Source organism: Caballeronia ptereochthonis, from assembly GCF_001545075.1.
Taxonomy (GTDB): domain Bacteria; phylum Pseudomonadota; class Gammaproteobacteria; order Burkholderiales; family Burkholderiaceae; genus Caballeronia; species Caballeronia ptereochthonis.
Window position 1 is genome coordinate 50,007 of record NZ_FCOB02000004.1, and the last position, 21,984, is coordinate 71,990.

A 21,984-nucleotide genomic window follows, 5' to 3' on the forward strand; every position below is an offset into this window, starting at 1 on the left:
CACCGACGAAAAAATCGACCGATGACTCGAGCGCATCTAAAATGTTGCCTTTTGGTCAACAATCAAACGAGTCAGGTCACGAATGCGCGACTGGATGGACGACATCGGCGAGCGGTCGCTCCGCTATCTCGCCGAGATCGCGGCGAGGGGCGGCGTGCGCATGGCGGCGGAAACGCTCGGCGTGAATCCCTCGGTGATCAGCCGGCAGGTGGCTGCGCTGGAGCGGCGGCTGCGCTTTCCGCTGATCGAGCGGCGCGGGCGGCATGTGGTCGTGACGGAAATCGGTCGGTTGCTGATCGACCACTATCACGACGGGCAGCGGCGCCAGCGCGATCTGGCCGCGCGTCTGGAGGAGTACCGTCACTTGCGGCGCGGGCGCGTGGCGCTCGGCGTCGGCGAGGGATTCATCGGCAACCTGATCGCGCGGGCGCTGCAGCGCTTTTCGATGACCTACCCCGACATCCTCGTCGAAATCCGCTCCGGCCCGACGCCCGTGGTGCTCTCGCTCGTGCGCGACGACGTCGTCGATATCGGTCTGTGCGCCCGCTCCGCCGATGATCCCGCGATGCGCATCCATCCGTTCGCCGCGCGGCCGCTGTGCGCGGTGGTGGCGCCGACGCATCGTTTCGCGTCGATGACCAAGGTGCCGCCGGCCGAGCTGGCGAGCGAGCGGCTCATCTTCATGACGGAAGCGTTCGGCGTGCAGCATTTCGTGCAGTCGCTGCTCGACGACGTCCGGCTGAATGTCATTCCGGCGTATCGCGTCGATCTGTTCAACACGGCGCAGACGCTCGCGGCGGCGGGACTGGGCGTGGCGTTCATGTCGTCGATCACGGCACGGCGCGGCATCGACCTGGGCGAGCTGGTCGCGGTGCCGATCGATCATCCGATCGCGACGGGATTCGCGAGCCAGATGATGACGCGCGTGGGCCGCCGTTTGTCGCCGGCCGCGGATCACTTGTGGAAGCAGCTCGCGCAGAGTTTCCTCGCGGCGAAGACCTGATGACGACGCGACCGGCACCTATCGGACGAGAGACTTCGGAGACAGCGCGATGCATACCGGTTCGATGCCCGGTTGTGTGATTGGCGTGCCGACGCTTGGATAACCGGTCCGGTTGTCCGCGCGACGCCCGCCCTTCGCTCGCGTCGGCAACGCGAGCGCGGCCGGTCATCGCCGGCCGCGCCGCCTCGGACCGTCACCACGTGCCGCTGAAAGCCTGCTGCACCTTCGCCGGATCCGTCACCCCGTTCACGACGAGCAACTGCGTGAGCAGGCGGGCCTTCTGCGGATTCAGGTCGAGCGATACCACGAATCCGCGCTTGTCATCGTCCACCTCGACGTTCCGGTTCACGAATCCCGACACCACGCGCGTCGAGCGAACCACGACGATGCCCTTCTTCACCGCCCGGTCGAGCGCGGCGAGCGCTTCCTTCGAGGCGTCGCCATCGCCCTCGCCCGCCACCACGATGCCCTTCGCGCCGTCGGCGATCGCGTGGTCGATCTGGCGTCCATCCATGTTGCTATGGGCGTACACGATATCGACACGCGGCAATTGATCGTTCGCAGGCAGGCTCAACGCCTCGCGCGCCGGTTGCAGCGCGGGCGTGACGAACCGCACGCTCGCGGGATCGACGTAACCGATCGCGCCCGCATTCGGCGACGCGAACGCCTGAACCGCCGTCGTATTCGTCTTGGTGATCCAGCGCGGCGCGTGAATCTGGTCGTTCATCACGACCATCACGCCACGGTCGCGCGACTGCGCGCTCGCCGCCACTTCGACGGCCTCGTAAAGGTTGTTCGGGCCGTCGGCGCTCGTCGTCCCGCCGGGGCGCATCGAGCCGACCAGCACCACCGGCTTGTTCGTGCGCAGGACGTTGTGCAGGAAGAAGGCCGTTTCCTCGATCGTATCGGTGCCGTGCGTGATCACGACGCCGTCCGCCTCGTTACGATCGAAAGCCTCCTGAATGCGCCGCGCGAGCTGGAACCAGATCTTGTCGTTCATGTCCTGCGAGCCGACGTTCGAGATCTGCTCCGCGCTGATGCTCGCGAGCTTTTCGATGCCGGGCACGCCGCGCACCAGCTCCTGACCCTTCACGTTGCCTGAGTTGTAGCCGATCGCCGAGCGCGGATCGGCCGTTCCGGAGATGGTGCCGCCGGTTGCCAGCACGAGAATCCGCGGCAGGCCGGGCGCGGGCGTGGATGCGATGGCGGCGCCCGCTTGCTGCGACGCTGCATCGGCGGCCCAGGCGCTCGCGCCGCCGACTAGTCCCGCGACGAGCAGTGCGGCCGAGAGAGAAAGCCGCATCGTGCTTCGAATGATGGTATGGGTGTTCATTTGCAGTTTCCTCGAATGATTCGAGCGCCGCGCGTGGAAACGCGGCGCTTCGTGAAAAGGACCTTCAGGCCGCCGATGCAATGCGTCGCGGCTGCGTCAGCATGGCGGGCTGCAGGATTTCGTCGAGCTGTGTCTGGCTCAACAGCCCCTTCTCGACGACGATCTCCGCCACGCTCCTGCCGGACACGAGCGCTTCCTTCGCGACTTCCGTGGAGTGGGTGTAGCCGATGTACGGATTGAGCGCGGTCACGATGCCGATCGAGTTCTCCACGATCGCTCGCAGCCGCTCGCGATTCGCGGTGATGCCGTCGACGCATTTCGAGGCGAGCGTGAGGCACCCCGCCCGCAGGTGCGCGACGCTCTTGAACAGGCTGTGCGCGATGATCGGTTCGAACGCGTTGAGCTGAAGCTGCCCCGCCTCGGCGGCGAAGCTCACCGTCACGTCGTTGCCGATGACTTCGAACGCGATCTGGTTGACGACCTCCGGAATCACCGGATTCACCTTGCCGGGCATGATGCTGGAGCCCGCCTGCACGGGCGGCAGGTTGATTTCGCCGAGGCCCGCGCGCGGACCGCTCGAAAGCAGTCGAAGATCGTTACAGGTCTTGGAGAGCTTGACCGCGACGCGCTTGAGCACGCCGGAAAGCTGCACGAACGAGCCGACATCCTGCGTCGCCTCGACGAGATTCGGCGACGTGGTGAGCGCGATGCCGGTCACTTCGCTCAAGTGCTTGCACGCGAGCTGCGCGTATTCCGGATGCGTGTTGATGCCCGTGCCGATCGCGGTCGCGCCGAGATTGATCTCGCAGATCAGCCGGGCCGCTTCCGTGAGCCGTTCCTGATCTTCGCCGAGCATCACCGCGAACGTGCTGAACTCCTGGCCGAGCGTCATCGGCACGGCGTCCTGAAGCTGCGTGCGGCCCATCTTCAGGTCGCCGGCGAACTCCTGCGCCTTGCGTTCGAACGAAGCGCGCAGCACGCCCATCGCTTCGACCAGTTGCATGATTCCCGCGTAGGTGGCGATCTTGAGCGCGGTCGGATAGACGTCGTTGGTGCTCTGGCCGAGATTGACGTCCTCGTTCGGATGCAGCACGCCGTATTCGCCGCGCTGATGCCCGAGGTGCTCGAGCGCGAGATTGGCGATGACCTCGTTCGCGTTCATGTTGGTCGACGTGCCCGCGCCGCCCTGGATCACGTCGACGACGAAGTGCTCGTGCGCGGTGCCCGAGCGCACCTGCCTGCACGCCTGCACGATGGCCTGCATCTTGACTTCGCTCAGGAGCCCGAGATCATGGTTCGCGAGCGCCGCGGCTTCCTTCACGCTCGCCAGCGCGTTCACGAGATTCGGATAGAAGGAGATGGGAATGCCCGTGATGGGGAAGTTTTCCAGCGCGCGCAGCGTGTGCACGCCGTAATAGGCGGTCGCGGGCACGGCGAGATCGCCGAGCAGGTCATGTTCGATACGTTCGGTTGGTGCAAGCATGTTTTCCTCTCAGGTTCCGGATGCGACAGGCGAACGGGGCCGCCCTGCACACGTCGTATACAGGTCCGTCGTCGTGGTCGGTTGGGTTGGGTCGGGTTGGGTTAAGTGATTCGGTCGGGTCCGGGCGGCGATGTCGCCGATGTCGCCGATGTCGCATAGGCGACGCATTGCTTCGCGAGCACGTCGGTCGGATCGACCACGCTCACGCGCGCGCCGTTCGCGCCGACGACATGCGCCTCGCGCAGCAGAAGCGGCAGCTCCGTGCAGCCGAGGATGACGACCTCGACGCCCTCGGCGATGAGCCCGTCGATCGCGGCGGCGATGTCTTCCTGACATCGTCCGGTCGTGAATCCGGCTTTCACGCCTGCCCTGCCGTAGATCGCGTCCATCACGCGCGCCTGCGAAGCGGGGCCGGGGACGACCTGGCGCAAGCCTTGCGCTTCGAGCGCCCGCTCATAGACGCCGCTCGCGATCGTGCCCGACGTCGCGAGCACGCCCACCGCGCGCAGCGACGGAAACGTCTCGCGCAGATGGCGCACCGTGACTGTCAGCATGTTCACGATGGGTATACCGAGATGCGGCTGAATGCGCTCCACGAAAGCATGGGCCGTGTTGCAGGGAATCGCGATGAGATCCGCGCCGCCCGCCTCGAGCTTCTTGCAGGTCGCATAGAGCGAGATGGTCGGATCGGATCCGTTGCCGATCAGGTTCTCCGTGCGATCCGGAATCTGCGGATTCTGCTCGACGAGCAGCTTGATATGGTCCTGGTCGCGCGTCGCGGGCGTGGCGCGCACGATCTTGTGAATGAAATCGACCGTCGCCGCGGGCCCGACGCCGCCCACCACGCCGACCTTGAAGATGGTCTCCGGCGAGCGGTACTGGCCGGACACGACGTACTGCGCGTAAGCGAGATTCGAATCCACGAGCGGCACGCGCAATGCGCCCAGTTCGTCGGCGATCAGCGCGATCTCCGTGAGCCCCGGCACGATGATGTTGGCACCCTGCGCGATGAGGTCCTCGCACGCCGCGCGCAGCAGCTCGACGGGCCGGCCGCGCAGGTTGCCGCTCTTCACGCCATCCGCGCCATAGACGGCTTCGGTGACGAGATCGACGCCATCGCTCGTGCGCGGGTGGATCACCTCGAACTCGGGCGCCGCGAAGTACTTCTCGAACAACTGCCGGCGCCGCGTGTAGGCCGACGCGAGCACGCCCACGCGGCGAACCGACGGAAACTTCCTGCGCACATGGCTGCGGACCGCTTCGACCATGTCCACGATCTGCAGCGTCGAGTTGGCCTTCAGCTCGTCGATGAAGGTGTGGCTGAGAAAGCAAGGCAGCACGACCGTGGTGACTCCGCGCTTCTCGAAGCTGCTGATGAGGTCGAAGATATACAGCTTGCGCTGGGTCAGCGTCTCGCTGTCCGCATCCGCGCTGCGAAACGGCTGCTGCTCGAAGATCGCGTCGAAGTGCTCCGCGTCGCGCGTGGCGGGCGTCGATTTGATCAGCTTGAAGAACACATCCGCGCTCGCGAGCGGACCGAGGCCGCCCACCACGCCGAACTTGCGCGCGCCCATCGTCTCCGTGCCGTCCGTGGCGCCGCTCATTTCGTCTCGCCTTCCAGTTGGCCGAACGAAGGCGTGGCCATTGCCGCGCGGCGTTCCTGCCGTGCGACGCGCTTGCCTTCCCACTTCGCGATGGCCGCCGTCGCGATGCTGTTGCCGATCACGTTGGTCGCCGTGCGACCCATGTCGAGAATCTGGTCAATCGCGAGCACCAGCACGACACCCGATGGCGGCAGATGGAACATCGGCGCCACGGCCGCTACCACCACCACCGATCCGCGCGCAACGCCGGCCATGCCCTTGCTGCTCACCATCAGCACGAGCAGCATCACAATCTGCGTGCCGATGGGCATGTCGATGCCGAACGCCTGCGCGATGAAGATCGCCGCGAACGCCTGATACATCATCGAGCCGTCGAGATTGAACGCATAACCGAGCGGCAGCGTGAAGCCGACCACTTTCTTGTCGACGCCGAATTCCTCCAGCTTCTCGGTCAGGCGCGGATATGCCGCCTCGCTGCTGGCGGTGGAGAAGGCGAGCATCGCGGGCTCGCGAATCGACTTGAGCAAGGTCCAGATCGGCTTGCCGAGCACCGCGTACCCCGCGAAGATCAGCGCGGCCCACAGAAGCGCGAGCCCTGCATAGAAGCTCGCGACGAGCTTGCCGTATGTGGTGAGCACGTCGAGTCCGTGCACCGTGACGGCCGATGCGAGCGCGCCGAAGACACCGAGCGGCGCGAGGCGCATCACATAGTCGGTCAGCTTCAGCATGGCGGGCACGAGCCCTTCGACGCCGGCGATCAGCGGCGCGACGCGCGGGTCCGGCTTGATCACGCTGAGCACGATCCCGAACAGCACGGAGAAGACGAGAATCTGGAGGATGTCGTTGCGCGCCATCGCATCGAGGAGGCTGGTCGGGAACGCGTGCGTCACGAAGTCCTTGAAGTTCAGGCCGGCGGTGTTGAGACCCGTCGCCACGTCGGCGCTCGTCTGCGTCATGTGCAATCCGGCGCCCGGTTGCAGCAGGTTCGCGAGGACAAGTCCGAGCGCAAGCGAGAACAGCGACGCGCACAGGAACCACGCGATGGAGCGCAGTCCGATCCTGCGCACGTCGCTCGTGCCTTCCATGCCGGCAAGCCCGGAGACCAGCGTGGCGAACACGAGCGGCGCGATGATCATCTTCACGAGCCGCAGAAAGATATCCGTGACGATGGAGAAGTAGCTGGCGATTTCCTTGGCATGCGCGGCATCCGCGGCCGTGCGGTGACAAACGTAGCCGACAACCACGCCGAGCACCATGCCGGCGAGGATAAAGAGGGTGAGTCGATTCTTCATGTGTCTCCGTCCAGGGATGGCGCACGAACGGTCGGTCATGACCGGCGTGCGCTCGGGAATGGCAGGCGCGCCGAAGATCGAAGCGCCGCATTTGTGTCAGGACGGAATCTTAGGGAAGGCAGAAAAAACGTGAATGCCAGTGCTGCATATGGCTATGCAATTTTCGCATAGCGCGGGATAACCCTATTCGGCGGGGCCGGACGAGGCCCGAAGGTGGCGCCAGAGCGTATCGAGCAGTTCGCTGCGATTCGTGAGGTCGCGGTACACGCGCAACTCGAGGGCCAGTTGCCATTCGGACCGCCCGGCGGGGACCAGTTCGCCAGCATCGAGCTCGGCGACGATCGAACTCTTCGGCACCCATGCCACGCCCTCGCCTTCCAGAACGAGCTTCTTCACGACCTCCGCCATGTCGGATTCGTAATGCAGGCGCAAGGCGGGCGATGCCTTCGTCTGCTCCATCAGGAGCGCAAAGCAGCGCCCGAAGTAGCTCGTCTCCGTGTACGAGATGAACGGCATCGGACGATCGATCGCGCCGGGCAGCCGGTATGCCGGCGCGAGCCGCTGGTTGGGGCGGCAGACCGGCATGAACGTGTCGACACCCACGGTCACGCACTCGTATTTCGCCGGGTCGAGATGGAGCGGCAGTTGCGGATGGTGATAGGCGAACATCAGGTCGCAGTTGCCGTTGACGAGCATGAGAATCGAATCGTGCACGTTCGCCGGAATCACCCGCGCGCGCACTTCGCCGACATGATCGGCCAGCGCCCGCAGCCAGGCGGGCAGGAAGTTGAGCGCGATGGTGTGGCCGGCCGCGATCTGCAGGCTCTTGCCCGCGATCCGCTGCTCGGTGCGGATGATGGCGCGCGTATCGAACAGCTTGTCGAGGATATCCTCGGCCGCATCGCGGAACAATTGTCCCGCTGGCGTCAGCGTCGGCGGAAAACCGCTGCGGTCGACGAGGTCGGCGCCGACCCATTGCTCGAGCGACTGGATTCGCCTGCTGAAGCCGGACTGCGTGACGTTACGGAATTCAGCCGCGCGCGAGAAGCTCTGATATCGGGCGAGCGCGATGAAGTCCTCGATCCACTTGATTTCCATGTGCCACGCCTCCGGTCCGGCGACGAACCGGCTCGCCGCCACGCGCCCGGAATTCTACGCTCGCCGCGCGAGGAATCGCGGCGCCGGGCGGCCGTGCGTTGGCCGTGCGCAGCGTCAATCTGATGCCGCTTGTGCTGCGCATCGTGCGCAACTACTGCAGCCTTGGTTCATCCGGCTGCGAAGGCGCGAGGCCCAGCGGCTTCGAAGCCTTGCCGGAATCGACGACCGAGTGCCCGACGAGGGCTTTCGCTCCGGCGCTGCTCGAATCGATCGACAGCGCATGACTGGCGTTTTGCCAAACGCACTGCCGGCGTTCCTGCCCGACGCAACTGCGTGCCGCCTTCAATGCCGCATCACGCGCCCTTTCCCGCGAGAGCAAATCCTGCTTCAGCAGGAGCGCCTCGCGGTTGTCCGACTGCAGCGAAAGCGCCCAATAGATTCCTGACCGAGCCGTATGCAAGTCGTTTCTCTCGAGGCCGTCGTGCGCTCGCGCAAGCGCAAGCGCTATCAGCCTGTGATGCTTGTCTCCATATCCCTTGTCACCCGACGTCGAGGACGGTGACAGTGCGTCTTCATTCTGAGGGCTTTTCGGAGTGGTCGATCCTTGCGTCGCTTCCGTGCCCTGGGCAATCGGACCCTGTGGCGTGGTCGCGGCCTGGTTGGGCTGACTCATGTCATTCGACGCCACAGTGCCTTGCGCGGCAATCGATGTCGCGCGCTGCTCGCGGGTGTCGGCATCGTCATACCAATGCAAAAGTACCGCTCCGCCGACAAGCACGACGGCCGCCAGCAGCGTCAGCACCGCGTGCATTTTTTTCACGCCCCGACGACCGGCACCGCGGGCCGATGGCGGACGCATCTCGTCATATGGATAAACGGAGTCGTTCGACGCGAAAGAAGGCGCCGGCCGCAATGGCCACAGCGGCTTGTCATGCGGCACGTCGGCACGTCCGCCCGCTGCGCCCGGCGGCGCCATACCGGGCCTCCTGGTCGGTCCAGGATCGAATGCAACACGCGCAGGCGCGCCGCAATTGGGACAAAAAGAAACCGGCCTTGATTCTCTGCCGCCGCAGCGCGTGCAGGTTGCCGGAAAAATCGGGTCACGAGTGGTTTGATCGCCCACCGTTAAAATCTCCTCCTGGTGTGAAGACGCGAACGAATACGTCAGACCTGAAAAATGCGCTCGAAGCGACTGGCAGCCGCTCGATTCGACATGGAAGGGTTGTCTTCATCGCGATGGCGACGAGACCAAATTGAGCCCTCAGTCTAACATCGGCCCCCGCGGACCAGCGTCAATCCCGATATTGAAAATTCACGATAGCTCGTTAATTTCGCCATCCTACGTATTTTTTTTGATTCGTTAAACGACAAATGTCGAGGCCTGATACCGGTCGTGACGCGCTCGCGTCAGCGTGTTCAGTTTTCGGGCAACGCCGCCGACTACTTCTATTCCCTCGACCAAGGCACGCGCACATCCGTGCGAGCGTCGATAGTGGTGTACCTTCGTACATACTCTGGAAAACCGTGACGACGCGAGGCCGCTGTTCGCCGGCGGACGTACTGCGCGCAGGGTGCTCGTCGGAGGCAAGGAAATAACGCAGGTGCGCCGTCGGCGATTTTTTTGTCGCCGCCTGTCTGTCGGCATGCGGCCCGGGCGTCATTGTGATGGCGGCCCGGATGTAATTCACCCGCCTCAACCCCATGACGGAGGCTCATATGCAATATCTATTGATGATCTATTCGGAAGAAAACCGCTGGAACCAGATGACCGACAGCGAGCGGCAGCAAGGGGTTGCCGCATATCAGGCGTACACCGAATCGTTGAAAAAAGCGGAGGCGCTGATTGGCGCCAACCGGCTGCAGCACACGAGCACGGCCACTACGGTGCGGCTCGTCGACGGCAAGCCGCAGGTGCTTGACGGACCGTATTCCGATTCGAAGGAGCAGCTCGCCGGCTACTACCTGATCGACGTGCCCAATCTCGACGCGGCGATCGCGTGGGCGTCGCGCTGTCCCGGCGCGGCGCACGGCCTCATGGAAGTGCGCCCGGTGTGGACCGCCCCCTACGACGCGCCATCCGCTGCATGAGTCCGTCCGGCGGCGACCGCGACGCTGACGGCGCCGCGCATTCGATTGCCGAGGCGGTTGCTCGCCGCAGCTATGGCAAGCTCGTCGCGCTGCTGGCGATGCGCACGCGCGACGTCGCCGCGGCCGAGGACGCGCTGGCCGACGCGTTTTCGGCCGCGCTCGCGGACTGGCCGAAGCACGGCTGCCCCGCGAATCCCGAAGCGTGGCTGATGACGGTTGCACGCCGCCGGGCGATCGATGGCGCGCGTCATCGCCGTGTCGGCGACGAAGTGACGAATCAGCTCGCGATCCTCGCCGACGAGATCGACGAGCGTGAAGCAGGCGCGTTGCCCGACCGGCGGCTTGCGCTGCTGTTCGCGTGCACGCACCCTGCGCTCGAGGCCGCGATTCGCACGCCGCTGATGCTGCAGGTGGTGCTGGGGCTCGGAGCAAGGACGATTGCGTCCGCGTTCCTGATGTCGCCCGCCGCGATGAGCAAGCGCCTCGTGCGGGCGAAGAACAAGATCCGCGAAGCGGGCATTCCGTTCAGCGTGCCCGAGCGCGAGGAGTTGCCCGGCCGGCTAGCTGCGGTGCTGGAAGCGGTCTATGCGGCGTATGCCGAAGGGTGGACCGACCCGGTCGGCGGCGATACCGAGCGGCGCGATCTCGCCGGCGAGGCGCTGTTTCTTGCACAACTGCTCGTCGAGCTGCTGCCCGAGGAGCCGGAGACGCTGGGTCTGCTCGCGCTGATGTTGTATGCGCAATCGCGGCGCGATGCGCGACGCGATGCGGCTGGCGACTACGTGCCGCTGTCGGCTCAAGACCCGGCGACATGGGACGCCCCGATGATCGACGCAGCCAGCGCACTGCTGCTTCGCGCGAACACGTTCAACGCAATCGGACGCTTTCAGCTCGAGGCCGCGCTGCAGGCGGCGCACGTGCACCGCTGCCGGACGCATCTCCCGAACTGGGACGAGATCGTGCAGCTTTACGATGCGCTGCTCGTGATTGCAGCGTCGCCGGTGGTCGCGGTGAACCGCGCGCTCGCGCTGGCGGAACGCGACGGCCCGCAGGCGGCGCTCGACGCCCTCGCCCTATATGCGGACGATCCGCGGCTGGCCGACTACCAGCCGTACTGGGCCGCGCGCGCCGATCTGCTCGCGCGTGCCGGCGCGACGGGCGAAGCACTCGGCGCGTACGATCTCGCGATCGGCCTGGAGCGTGATCCGGCCGTGCGCCGGTTCCTGCAGCGCAAGCGCATCGAGCTGTCATCGGCGAGCAGCTAGCATCGTGCGTCATCCGTTGCGATCCGAGTCGTCCGAGCGGGGCCGCGAATACTGCGATATGCGCGTCGTCGCCAATGCATACCGCGTATCTCCGGCGCGCCAAAAGGTTTCACGATTCGCGCGCGGTCCGGTCGCCGATTGCAACGGCGACTAGCCGCAATGCAGCCACCCGGCTACCCGTTCGGGTGGTGTTCACCCGCTGCCGTTCTGTCATCCTGAACCCGTCGTCGCCGCGCCGCCCGTAAAAGGTGCGTGCGCAATCGACGGCGCGAGGCACGAGCAAATCGTGTCGCAACTGGGCAGGAGACTTGATATGGGAATCACATCCTCGGGCGCAAATCCTTTGCTGGATCTCTCGGACAATCTGGCAGGAATCGTCGAGCGGGTCGGACAGAGCGTCGTAGCGGTGCACGGCCGGCATCGCATTCCGTCAAGTGGGGTAATCTGGCGACATGGCGTCGTCGTCACGGCGGCACATACGATCAGACGTGAGGACGGGATCGAAGTCACGCTGCCTGAAGGCCGTACGGTCACCGCAGTCCTCGCGGGCCGGGATACGGGCACCGACCTCGCCGCGCTGAAACTGGACGGTGTGGACCTGGATCCGGTCGAGTGTGGCGATGCTCGCTCACTCAAGCCAGGTCATCTCGTGCTCGCCGTCGCACGGGCGGACGGGTTCGGCGCCGGTGCCGATTTTGGCGTGATCGGCAGCACGGGCGGCCCTTGGCGCACCTGGAGGGGCGGACAAGTCGATGCGTTCGTGCGACTGGACGGCGGTCTGCACCCAGGCTTCTCCGGAGCGGCCCTCGCGGATGTGCGCGGACAGGTCATGGGCATCTGCACATCGGCGCTTGCGCGCGGTGCCGGGATGCTGATTCCCGGGATGACCGTGGAGCGCGTCACCGGCGAGCTGCTCGCCAACGGGCGCGTTTCACGAGGCTACCTCGGCGTCGGCACGCAGCAGGTAACCTTGTTGGATGCGTGGATCAAGGAAATGAACCTGCCTTCCAGTCGCGGATTGCTGATCAATTCGCTCGCGCCGGGCGGCCCCGCGGAGCAGGCAGGCGTGCTCATCGGCGATGTGCTGATCGAACTGGACGGCAGGCCTTGCAGCGACATGGACGACGTGCACATGGCGCTCGCTTCCGCAAGCATTGGACAGCAGTTGAAGATCGCGTCGATCCGGGGCGGCCAACGCCACGAGTGTTCGGTAACCGTCAGCGAACGCCCCCAGCGGAATTCATGCCGGTAAAGTCCGGGAAGCGGTGAAATGTCGGGTGGACAGAAGGCACACATGGCGCCGGTGCGGGTTGCGGTGATTGCGGAATCGCCGCATGTGCGCGCAAGCCTGCAGGCGCTTGTCGAGGCTAGCCCGGCACTCGGGTTCGCGGGTAGCGCAGCCGACGCCGAGATGCTCGCCGATGGCCTCGCCGGTTCGGTGCCGGATGTGGTCGTGATCGACATGGAGCCAGACGCGAGCGACGCGCCCAAGACGGCATTCGACCTCGCGCACTCGCCGCCTGCGCTCGTCCTGCTGATCGACGACACGGACAGCGACTGGCCCCTTGACGCCTTGCCGGGCGATGCGATGGCGATCCTGCCGCGCAACGCGATGCCGGGCGAAATCGTCATGTCGATCGAAGCCGTGGCCGCGGGCCTTTGCGTATTGCCGCCCGACATCCTCGCCAGGCTGCAGGCCGGACGGAAACCGTCGCGGCAGGCGGTATCCGGCGCGCCACTGGAAGCCCTGACGTCACGCGAGATCGAAGTACTGACGATGCTTGCCGACGGACTCGGCAACAAGGAGATCGCGCGTCAACTCGACATCTCGGGCAACACCGTGAAATTCCACCTCGCGTCCATTTTTGGCAAGCTGGGCGCGGCCAACCGCACCGAAGCGGTGATGCTCGGCATGCGGCACGGATTCATCATGGTTTAGCGTGTGTACGCAAACATGGTCGGCAACCGAGTCGTCGCCCGACTTCCATCGTCGGCCCAAAGAAGACGCCCGTGATGTGTCCGATCATCCAATGACCACGCGATTCCGACCATCGCGTTTAGCGCGATAAAGCGCGAGGTCCGCCGCCTCCACCATTTTCTTGGGCGCCTCATTGTGCGCGGGAATTTGCGTCGTGCCGCCCACGCTGATCGTCACGCGCCCGCTCGCCGAACCCGCGTGCGGCATGTCGAGCGCTTCCACCGCGATGCGAATTTTCTCGCCGAGCAGCCGCAGCCCGGGCGCGGACGTCGACGGCAGCACCACGGCAAATTCCTCTCCGCCAAAGCGCGCGGCCAGATCCGTGGGGCCGCCGAGGCTCGTCTCGATGGTATGCGCGACGAGCTTGAGCACATCGTCGCCCGCGACGTGACCGTACGTATCGTTATAGGACTTGAAGTTGTCGACATCGATCATCAGAAAACCGATGACCGCATGATCGCGCAATGCGCGTCGCCATTCCGCATTCAGATAGTCGTCGAGATGGCGGCGGTTCGACAAGCTCGTGAGACCATCCGAATGCGTCAGCCGTTGCAACTCCAGATTCGTTTCGAGCAGCTTCTGCTGCGATTGACGCAGCGCGCGATACGCCTCGTCGCGCTGCAGCAGGTTCTGATACGAACGCGAGTGATAGCGCACGCGCGCGACCAGCTCGATCGTGTCCGGCAGCTTCACAAGATAGTCGTTCGCACCCGCCGCGAAGGCCGCGCTCTTGATCCGCGGCTCTTCCTTCGTCGACAGCACGATGATCGGGATGTCACGCGTCGCCGGATGCTCGCGGTACTGGCGCACGAGCGTAAGACCATCCACGCCGGGCATCACGAGGTCCTGCAGAATGACCGTCGGGCGCGTTTCCTGCGCGGTGTGCAGCGCGTCTTCCGGATCGGCGCAGTAATGCAGATCGACATTGGACTCTTCCGCGAGCGCGCGGCGCAGCGCTTCCGCGATGATCGCCTGGTCGTCCACGAGCAGCACCATCACCGGCAGTTCCGCCGCAGGCGGCGCGTTCAGCGCGGCCGCGAGCAGGTCGGACACTGCGCGCTCGTCCGCCATCGCGCGCGAGCCCGTGCGTTCGCTGCTCGCGGCCGCCGCCCGTTTCGCACGCTCGGCCAGCGGATCGGGATGAGGAAGTTTCATGAACGTGTGTCCTGTATCGATTTCTTGTCGGTTGATCGTTGCAATGTCAGTCGAACGCGTTGGCAAGCGCATCCGCGATGCGCGGCAGCGGCAGGATCGACACCGCCGCATTGAGCGCCGCGGCAGCCTTCGGCATGCCATAGACCGCGCTTGTCGCTTCGTCCTGGGCGATCGTGTGATAGCCCTTCGCGCGCATTGCCTTCAGTCCGATCGCGCCATCGCGGCCCATGCCCGTCAGCAGCACGCCCACGGCGCGGCCCGTCCAGCGTTCGGTCAGGCTCTGAAAGAACACGTCGACGGAAGGCCGGTAAGGCAGTTGTTCGGGATGCGCGGTGTAGCCCAAGTGCGCGGCATCGGCGAAATGCAGATGATCGTTGGTCGCGGCGAGCAGCACTTCGCCCGGCGCGGGCCTGTCGCCTTGGCGCGCGATGCGCACGGGCAGCGCCGATTGCGCGTTCAGCCATTGCGCCATGCCCTCGGCGAACGCGCGGTCCACGTGCTGAACGATGACGGTGGCCGCCACGAAGTCCTTCGGCAGTGCGCCGAGCAGCGTCGCGAGCGCGGCCGGTCCACCCGCCGATGCGCCGATCGCGACGAGCCGTGTATTGCTCTTCTGCGCGATCGAAACGCTGGAAGGTGAAACGCCCGAAGACGCGAGCCGCGCGCCGATCTGATCGATCTTCGCGATAAGCGCCGCCGCGCCGCGACGCGCATCGGCGCCGGCGAGCGCGGGCGTGTCGACGGCATCGAGCGCGCCCGCGCCCATCGCTTCATAGACGCGCCACGCATTCGCGCCGACATCCACCGTGACGACGAGGATCGCGCACGGCGAACGCGCCATGATGGTCCGCGATGCCTGCACGCCATCGATGTTCGGCATCACGAGATCCATCAGCACGATATCCGGCGTGTGAGCCGCGCAATAGTCGATGGCCTGCCGGCCGTCGTGCGCCACCCACGCGATCTCGAAGTCGCGCCGCGCCGCGAGCGCGCGCCGCAACGCCTCGACTGCAAGCGGCACATCGTTGACGATGCCGATTTTCATCGCGTCCCCTTCATGACTTTGCCTCGCCGATCAGGTCGCGTACCGCGTCGATGAGCGCCTGATCCTGGAAACTGCCTTTCGCGAGGTAATAGTCCGCGCCCGCATCGAGACCACGCTGGCGGTCCTCGGCGCGATCCTTGTACGACACGATCATCACAGGCAGGCCGGACAACTGCGCGTCGCGCTTGATCAACGTGACGAGCTCGATGCCGTCGAGACGCGGCATATCGATATCGGTGATGACGAGATCGAAGTCCGCGCCACGCACCGCGTTCCAGCCGTCCATGCCGTCGATCGCAACCGATACGTCGTAGCCGCGCGATGCGAGCAGCTTGCGTTCGAGCTCGCGCACGGTGAGCGAATCGTCGACGACGAGCACGCGCTTCGGGCTCGCCACGCTCACGCGCGACGCGCCCGCGCCGACAGGCCCGAGCTCACCGCTGCTGACGAGCTTTTCGACCGAGCGCAGCCAGTCGTCGAGATCGGCGATGAGCAGCGGGTCGCCGTTTTCCATGAGCGCGCCCGCCGCGATGTTGCGGACCTTGCCGAGTCGCTTGTCGAGCGGCTGCACGACGAGCATGCGCTCGCCGAGGAAGCGGTCCACGACGACGCCGTAGCTTCCCGCGCCCTGCCCGATCACGACGACGTTGAGCGCATCGCCCGCGGCTTCGAATGGGGCGGTCTGCAAGATCTGATGCGCGGTGACGAGACCGACGCGCCTGCCGTCGAACGAGAAATGCTGCTGGCCTTCGAGCATGTCGATGGCGCTCGCGGGCAGCACCAGCGTCCGCGCGACATGCGCGAGCGGCAGACCATAAGGCTCGCCCGCCACCTCGACGATCAGACTGCGAATCACCGACAGCGTGAGCGGCAGTTGCAAGGTGAAGCGCGTGCCCGCGTGCGCTTCCTGCGTCACGCGCGCGCTGCCGCGTACTTGCCGCACGACGTCCTGCACGGCATCGAGGCCGACGCCGCGGCCCGATACATCGGTGACGGCATCGCGCATCGAGAAGCCGGGCAGGAAGAGGAATTCGAGCAGCTCGGCTTCGGTGAGGCGCGCGGCGGTCTCGCCGCTCGCCAGATGCTTGCGCACGACCGCGCGGCGCAGCGCGTCGATATCGACGCCCGCGCCGTCGTCGGACACGCTGATGAACAGCGAGCCCGCGCTATGACGCGCTTCGAGCGTGATCGTGCCGACTTCGGGCTTGCCGAGCGCGCGCCTGAGCGCGGACGCCTCGATGCCGTGATCGATCGCGTTGCGCAGCAGATGACCGAGCGGCGCGTCGAGCAGATCGAGGATGTCGCGGTCCACCTGCGTCGTCTCGCCCGCGATGACGAGGCGCACGTCCTTGCCGAGCGCGCGCGCGACATCACGCACCATGCGCGCGAAGCCGCCCGTCGCATCGACGAAGGGACGCATGCGGCACGCGAGCGCTTCGTCGTAGATCTGTTGCGCGAGGTACGTCGAGCGGCGGTCGAAGTTTTCCAGGTCGGCGAGACGCTCGCTCAGTTGGCGATGCGCCTCCGCCGTGAGACGGCGCACTTCGTCTAGCGCGGCATGGGCGCGTGTGTCGAGTTGAGCAGCCTGCGTCTCGCCGAGCGTTTCGTTCAGGCGCTCCAGTGCACGGCTCGCATCGTGCTGGATGCGCTTCACGCGTAGCATCGATTGCGAGAACGGCTTCAGCCAGCGCGATTCGACCAGCGATTCACCTGAATGGCTCAGCAGCCGGTCGAGCGTGTCGGCGCGCACGCGCAGCATGCGGGCGTCGTTCGTGCGCGAAGGCGCCGGCGCGGGTGCAGGTTCGGGTGCCGCCGGCTCCGGCTCCTCGACCGGCGGTTTCGCCAGCATAAGTTCCTGTGAGAGAGCGAAGGCATCGTCCTGCGGCGCGATCTTTGCCACTTCAAATGCCGCACCCGTTCCCGCGAGACGCGCATTGAGCCCATCGACGAACGCATCCACTTCGCGCTCGAGCACCGTTTGCGCATCGATGTTGCGCGCCTGCCCGATCTGCAAGATCAGGTCGACGCCGCGCAGCAGCATGTCGATATAACCCGCGTCGAGCACGACGCGCCCTTCCTGCGCCGCGACGAAGCAGTCCTCCATCACATGCGCGAGCGTCACGCCGACCGGCACGCCGACGACGCGCGCCGCGCCCTTCAGTGAATGCGCGGCGCGCATGCTCGCTTCGAGCGTAACGGGATCGCGCGGCGAGCGCTCGAGCGCGATGAGGCCATCGGAAAGAATCTGCGCCTGCCCGCGCGCTTCCTCCTGGAAGAGTTCGATCAGCGAGAGCCGGCCCGGATCGATGCTCGTCATGTGAGGCTCCGGTTCAGGCTGTCGATCAGACGCTCGGCGTCGAGCAGGCCGACGGTCGCGCCCTTGAAATCGCTGACCGCGTGCGCGTGCGATGCAAGCCGCTGCGCGAGCGTCGCGGGCACGGGCTGAAGTCGCGGGCGCGAGAAGCGATGCACGCCGTCGACGGCATCGACGGGAAACGCGATCGGACCTTCGCGATCGCCGTTACCGTGATGATCGCGGCTTTCCGCGCGTTGAACGACGAGCAGACGCCCGAGTTCGCGCGCATCGACGGCTTGATTGCCGGACACCGCTTTCACGCCGCCGTCACTGCCTTCGATGCCGAAGAGCCGCGCGAGCGATGCGCACACGATCAGCCTGCCGCGCACGTTCACTACACCCAGCACCGCGCGATGCCGGCGATGCGGCAGGGAGTGCACCGGACGCAGTTGCGCGACCTGCGCGCAGAATGTCGTCGGCAAGCCCAGCCACTCGCCGCCGATGCGGAATACGAGGCAGGAGAGCGTGTCGGCTTCATCGTCGCTGCGGGCAATGTTCGATGATGCGACGCCCGTCCGCTCGATCGACGTGCGCGCTTCCACGCGGTCGAGCACGCGCGACGCCGCCTGATCGTGCACCGGGCAATTGCGGCAATGCACGTAGTGCTCGAGCTTCGGGCACGACGCATCGCCGCGCACGCCGATGCGGTTCCAGCAATCGTCGATATCGGTTGCGCGAATGGCGTCGAATGGAGCGGGCGTGCGGGCGTTCATCACGTGCTCCGGGCAACGCGCTCGGCGCGCGCGATGAGCAGGCGTGCAGCGCTTTCATCGCCGTCGAGGGTGAGCCGCGCGGCGAGATGCGTGAGCGCCTCGCGATGTGCGGGATCGAGATAGAGCGCGCGACGGTAATGCCCGCGCGATTCGTGATGCTCGCCGCGCGCATCGGCGATCACGCCGAGCAGGTAGTAGGCGTCCGCGTTCGATGGATGCGTGTTCAGATACGCGCGTGCTGCGTCGGCGGCCGCGTCGAGCCGGCCGGCATCGGCCAGTACGCGTGCGCGTGCGAGGCTGTCCGTTGGCTCGGGCTGCGTGGGCTTTTTTTCAACCGGCTTCGTGACCGGCGGCGCAGGACGCACGAGCGGCGCGCTCGCCCATGCCGGCAGCATGAACGCGCTCGCGCTCGGAGGCTTCGGCGCGACGACCGCGGGCACGCTCGGCCACGCGCCGCTGAAGACATTCGCGCTCTGGCGCTCCGGACGCTTGAACGCGAACGCAAGCGGAATGTTCGCGGAGCTCATGCCTTCGCGCATCAAGAGCCCGGTCTCCGCCGGTCCGACGAACAAAGTGCCGCCTTCGGCCAGCAATCCATCGAGCACACTTAGCACGGCGCATTGCGTGTCGCGATCGAAATAGATCAGCACGTTGCGGCACAGGATGAAATCGAAGCACTCGAACGCGTGTGTGTCGAGCTGCAGGAGATTCACTTGCGAAAACCGCACGCATCGCGCGACGGCGGCATCGAGCTGCCAGCCGCCATCGGCCGCGCGGAAGTGGCGGTCACGAAAGCCGAGTGCGCGTCCACGGAACGCATTGCGTCCGTAATGCGCGCCGCGCGCGATCGCAAGGGCGCGCTCGCTCACGTCGATCGCATCGATCGAGACGCGCTCGATGGGGATGCCCGCTTCGATCAGCGCCATCGCGATCGAATAGGCTTCCTCGCCCGTCGAGCATGGCGCGCTGAGTATGCGCACCGGCTTCGCGGGACGTTCATGCAAACGAACACGCGCAAGACGCGCGAGCGCGGCGAACGCCTCGGGATCGCGAAAGAACCAGGTCTCCGGCACGACGACCGCTTCGATCAGCTCCTGCATGTGCGCGGGATCCTGCAAGATCGCGTGGTAATAGTCGTCGAGCGTGCCGCCATGTTGGTCGCACCACAGGTCGTAGCGCTCGCGCACTGCGCGCGACACCGCATTCGCGCCGATCGATTCGGCATCGAGCCCGATCGTGCGATGCAGGAGCTCGATGAAGCGGCCGATGCCGAATGGCTCGCCGTGGCCGGTATCGGTGAACGAAGTCGGCAGCGCGCTCATGCCTCGCTCCCCGCGAAGAGCAGCGTCTGCACGTCTTCAGGCAGAAGATGCTCGATGCGCACCCATTGCAGCAAGCCGGCATCGTCGCGCGTGAGCGGGCCGAGATAGCGCGCGTGCGGCGTGTCGATGCCGGCATCGCTGAACGAAGCGGCATCGAACGTGACGGTGCGCGTCGCCTGCTCGAGCAGCAGGCCGAGCCGATGATGCGTGATGACGCCATCTCCGTCACGCCGCGGATACACGGCGAGCGCGAGCCGGGTGGACAGTCTTTCCCGCGAGGGCCGCGCGAGCGCGAGCGCCGCGATATCGATCACGGGCACGCTTGCGCCTTCATGGTCGAGCACGCCCGCCACCCACGCGGGCGCGCCCGGCAGCGCCTTGAGCGGCGCGAGCGGCAGCATGCGCTCGACCTGCGCGCTGTCGAGCAGATAGCGGTCGGACCCGAGCGTGAACTGGACAAAGAGCATCGCGGCGCGCCTCGAGCCTTAAGCCGCCACCTTGAAGCGCGACACGCCCGTGCGCAGACCGTTGGCGACGTGCGTGAGATCGTCGATCGCCTGCGTCGACTGGCGCAGCGATTCCGCCGTCTGCTGCGCGGCTTCCGACAGTTGCGAGAGCGCTTGCGAGATCTGATCCGCACCGGTGGCCTGCGTCTGCATGCCTTCGTTGATCATCGAGAAGCGCGGCGCGAGCGTCTGCACCTGATGGATGATCTGCGAAAGCTGTCCGCCCACCTGCTGCACGTCGAGCATGCCGCGGCGCACTTCCTCGGAGAACTTGTCCATGCCCATCACGCCTGCGGCGACAGCGGACTGAATCTCCTTCACCATCTGCTCGATGTCGAAGGTGGCGACGGCCGTCTGATCCGCGAGACGGCGGATCTCGGTGGCCACGACCGCGAAGCCGCGCCCGTACTCGCCGGCCTTTTCCGCCTCGATCGCCGCGTTCAGCGAGAGCAGGTTGGTTTGATCCGCCACCTTCGTGATGGTCGCGACGACCTGATTGATGTTGCCCGCCCGCTCGTTGAGGATCGCGAGCTTGCCGTTCACCGAGCCCGCCGCTTCCATCACGAGGCGCATGGTTTCCTCCATGCGCGTGAGGCCCGCCTGGCCCGTGCCCGCGAGCGTCGCCGACTGCTCCGCCACGCCCGACACTTCGTTCATCGTGCGCACGAGATCGCGCGCGGTCGCGAAGATTTCGCGCGACGTCGCGCCGATTTCCGTCGTCGTCGCGGCCGTCTCGCTCGCGGTCGCCTGCTGCTCGCGCGCGGTCGCGGCGATTTCCGAAACCGATGTCGTCACCTGCACCGCGGATTTCTGGGCCTGACTGACGAGGCCTGTGAGCTCGTCCGTCATGCGGTTGAAGCCCGCTTCCAGCGTGCCGAATTCGTCGCGGCGCGCGAGCGCGAGCCGCTGCGTGAGATCGCCGGTGCGCATCTTGTCGACGACATCGACGAGACGCAGCATCGGCACGGTCAGCGCCTTCATCAGCAGGAAGCCGAGCACGGCGGCCGCCGCGATCGCGGCGAGCATGATGACGATGAGCGTCGCCTCCGACTTCTGCACCGAGCCGCGAATGCTCTCGACCGACTTCGCGTTGAACGTCGCGTTGTGATCGACGAGCGCGCGCGCCGCCGTCTGCCCCGCTTCCCAGACCGGCGTCAGGCGCGCGTTGAAGGTTGCGGCGGCCGCGTCCTTCGAGGTCGCCAGCTCGCGCAGCGCCTGCTCCTGAATCGGCACGTAGAGCTCGCGCTGGCGCTTGAAATCGTTGAAGAGGCGGCGGTCTTCGTCTTCCAGGATGGTGGGCACGTAGGTGTCCATCAGCTTGTCGAGTGTGGCGCGCGTATCGGTCAGGCGCTGCGTGTCGCGGCGAATCTGCTCAGCGTCGCTGTCGACGAAGACGAGCCGCTGCGTGATCGTGTAGTTCTCGAACCACGCCGCGCGCAGATCGCTGGAGAGCGCGAAGCCGATCATCGAATCGTCTTCGAGGCTCTTCGCTTCGCGGTCGATTCCGCCGAGCAGCGTGTACGACAGGGCCGCCATGACGAGCATCAGGGACAGGATGATGCCGAAGCTGGCCAGAATGCGATGCCGAATGGACAGTTGCTTCACTCGATGAGCCCTATCAGTGGATAAAGACGGCTGCCGCGCCGCGCGCGCAATCGCGAGCCCGCCTCGATCTCGAGGCGTCTCAATCGCAGGATGAATTTCAGCGCGTGAAAGCCGCGCCGCCAGATCGTGTTATCGGCG

19 protein-coding genes are annotated in these 21,984 nt (G+C 65.9%); 6 read left to right on the forward strand and 13 right to left on the reverse strand.

Going from position 1 to position 21,984, the window contains the following annotated elements; genetic code table 11:
* Positions 1-82: 82 nt before the first annotated feature.
* Positions 83-1,003 (forward strand): LysR family transcriptional regulator, encoded by a 921-nt coding sequence (locus AWB83_RS05285; protein WP_087043205.1) that lies wholly within the window; start codon positions 83-85, stop codon positions 1,001-1,003.
* A 193-nt stretch (positions 1,004-1,196) separates the two neighbouring features.
* On the opposite strand, the gene AWB83_RS05290 is transcribed toward AWB83_RS05285, so the two are convergent.
* From AWB83_RS05290 to AWB83_RS05315, 6 genes are all read right to left on the reverse strand, one after another.
* On the reverse strand, positions 1,197-2,336 hold the full coding sequence (locus AWB83_RS05290) for an asparaginase (RefSeq protein WP_087043206.1): 1,140 nt from the start codon (positions 2,334-2,336) through the stop codon (positions 1,197-1,199).
* 64 nt (positions 2,337-2,400) lie between these two features.
* Positions 2,401-3,819: an aspartate ammonia-lyase gene (gene aspA, locus AWB83_RS05295; protein WP_087043207.1), complete on the reverse strand. Its 1,419-nt coding sequence runs from the start codon at positions 3,817-3,819 to the stop codon at positions 2,401-2,403.
* 101 nt (positions 3,820-3,920) lie between these two features.
* Positions 3,921-5,423 carry a cysteate racemase gene (gene cuyB, locus AWB83_RS05300; protein ID WP_244197591.1) on the reverse strand — a complete coding sequence of 501 codons (1,503 nt, stop codon included), beginning with the start codon at positions 5,421-5,423 and terminating at the stop codon, positions 3,921-3,923.
* On the reverse strand, positions 5,420-6,715 hold the full coding sequence (locus tag AWB83_RS05305) for a dicarboxylate/amino acid:cation symporter (protein WP_087043208.1): 1,296 nt from the start codon (positions 6,713-6,715) through the stop codon (positions 5,420-5,422). Before AWB83_RS05305 ends, cuyB begins: the two co-directional genes overlap by 4 nt.
* Before the next feature lie 183 nt (positions 6,716-6,898).
* A complete protein-coding gene (locus tag AWB83_RS05310) occupies positions 6,899-7,813 on the reverse strand; it encodes a LysR substrate-binding domain-containing protein (RefSeq protein ID WP_087043209.1) in 915 nt (304 codons plus the stop codon).
* A gap of 151 nt (positions 7,814-7,964) precedes the next feature.
* Positions 7,965-8,789 carry a hypothetical protein gene (locus AWB83_RS05315; protein WP_087043210.1) on the reverse strand — a complete coding sequence of 275 codons (825 nt, stop codon included), beginning with the start codon at positions 8,787-8,789 and terminating at the stop codon, positions 7,965-7,967.
* Positions 8,790-8,818: 29 nt separating this feature from the next.
* Between AWB83_RS05315 and AWB83_RS36420 the strand changes: the two genes are divergently transcribed.
* From AWB83_RS36420 to AWB83_RS05335, 5 genes are all read left to right on the forward strand, one after another.
* A complete protein-coding gene (locus AWB83_RS36420) occupies positions 8,819-9,070 on the forward strand; it encodes a hypothetical protein (protein WP_159463015.1) in 252 nt (83 codons plus the stop codon).
* A gap of 459 nt (positions 9,071-9,529) precedes the next feature.
* Positions 9,530-9,901, forward strand: a complete 372-nt coding sequence (locus tag AWB83_RS05320; protein WP_087043211.1) for a YciI family protein — start codon at positions 9,530-9,532, stop codon at positions 9,899-9,901.
* A complete protein-coding gene (locus tag AWB83_RS05325) occupies positions 9,898-11,166 on the forward strand; it encodes an RNA polymerase sigma factor (RefSeq protein ID WP_087043212.1) in 1,269 nt (422 codons plus the stop codon). The genes AWB83_RS05320 and AWB83_RS05325 overlap by 4 nt, the downstream gene beginning before the upstream one ends.
* A 346-nt stretch (positions 11,167-11,512) precedes the next feature.
* Positions 11,513-12,418 carry a trypsin-like peptidase domain-containing protein gene (locus AWB83_RS05330; RefSeq protein ID WP_087043419.1) on the forward strand — a complete coding sequence of 302 codons (906 nt, stop codon included), beginning with the start codon at positions 11,513-11,515 and terminating at the stop codon, positions 12,416-12,418.
* A gap of 18 nt (positions 12,419-12,436) precedes the next feature.
* Positions 12,437-13,105: a response regulator transcription factor gene (locus tag AWB83_RS05335; protein ID WP_087043213.1), complete on the forward strand. Its 669-nt coding sequence runs from the start codon at positions 12,437-12,439 to the stop codon at positions 13,103-13,105.
* An 84-nt stretch (positions 13,106-13,189) separates the two neighbouring features.
* On the opposite strand, the gene AWB83_RS05340 is transcribed toward AWB83_RS05335, so the two are convergent.
* The 7 genes from AWB83_RS05340 to AWB83_RS05370 are packed head-to-tail and all read right to left on the reverse strand — an operon-like array spanning position 13,190 to position 21,846.
* Entirely contained in the window at positions 13,190-14,299 is a 1,110-nt protein-coding gene (locus tag AWB83_RS05340; protein WP_087043214.1) for a diguanylate cyclase domain-containing protein, read from the reverse strand.
* A gap of 46 nt (positions 14,300-14,345) precedes the next feature.
* Entirely contained in the window at positions 14,346-15,344 is a 999-nt protein-coding gene (locus AWB83_RS05345) for a chemotaxis response regulator protein-glutamate methylesterase (protein ID WP_087043215.1), read from the reverse strand.
* A 10-nt stretch (positions 15,345-15,354) separates the two neighbouring features.
* A complete protein-coding gene (locus AWB83_RS05350; protein ID WP_087043216.1) occupies positions 15,355-17,661 on the reverse strand; it encodes a hybrid sensor histidine kinase/response regulator in 2,307 nt (768 codons plus the stop codon).
* Positions 17,658-18,413, reverse strand: coding sequence for a chemotaxis protein CheW (locus AWB83_RS05355; RefSeq protein WP_087043217.1), 756 nt, complete (start codon positions 18,411-18,413; stop codon positions 17,658-17,660). The genes AWB83_RS05350 and AWB83_RS05355 overlap by 4 nt, the downstream gene beginning before the upstream one ends.
* Positions 18,413-19,735, reverse strand: a complete 1,323-nt coding sequence (locus tag AWB83_RS05360) for a CheR family methyltransferase (RefSeq protein ID WP_087043218.1) — start codon at positions 19,733-19,735, stop codon at positions 18,413-18,415. The genes AWB83_RS05355 and AWB83_RS05360 overlap by 1 nt, the downstream gene beginning before the upstream one ends.
* Positions 19,732-20,202, reverse strand: coding sequence for a chemotaxis protein CheW (locus tag AWB83_RS05365; RefSeq protein WP_087043219.1), 471 nt, complete (start codon positions 20,200-20,202; stop codon positions 19,732-19,734). The genes AWB83_RS05360 and AWB83_RS05365 overlap by 4 nt, the downstream gene beginning before the upstream one ends.
* 18 nt (positions 20,203-20,220) lie before the next feature.
* Positions 20,221-21,846 carry a methyl-accepting chemotaxis protein gene (locus AWB83_RS05370; protein ID WP_087043220.1) on the reverse strand — a complete coding sequence of 542 codons (1,626 nt, stop codon included), beginning with the start codon at positions 21,844-21,846 and terminating at the stop codon, positions 20,221-20,223.
* Between the last annotated feature and the right edge of the window lie 138 nt (positions 21,847-21,984).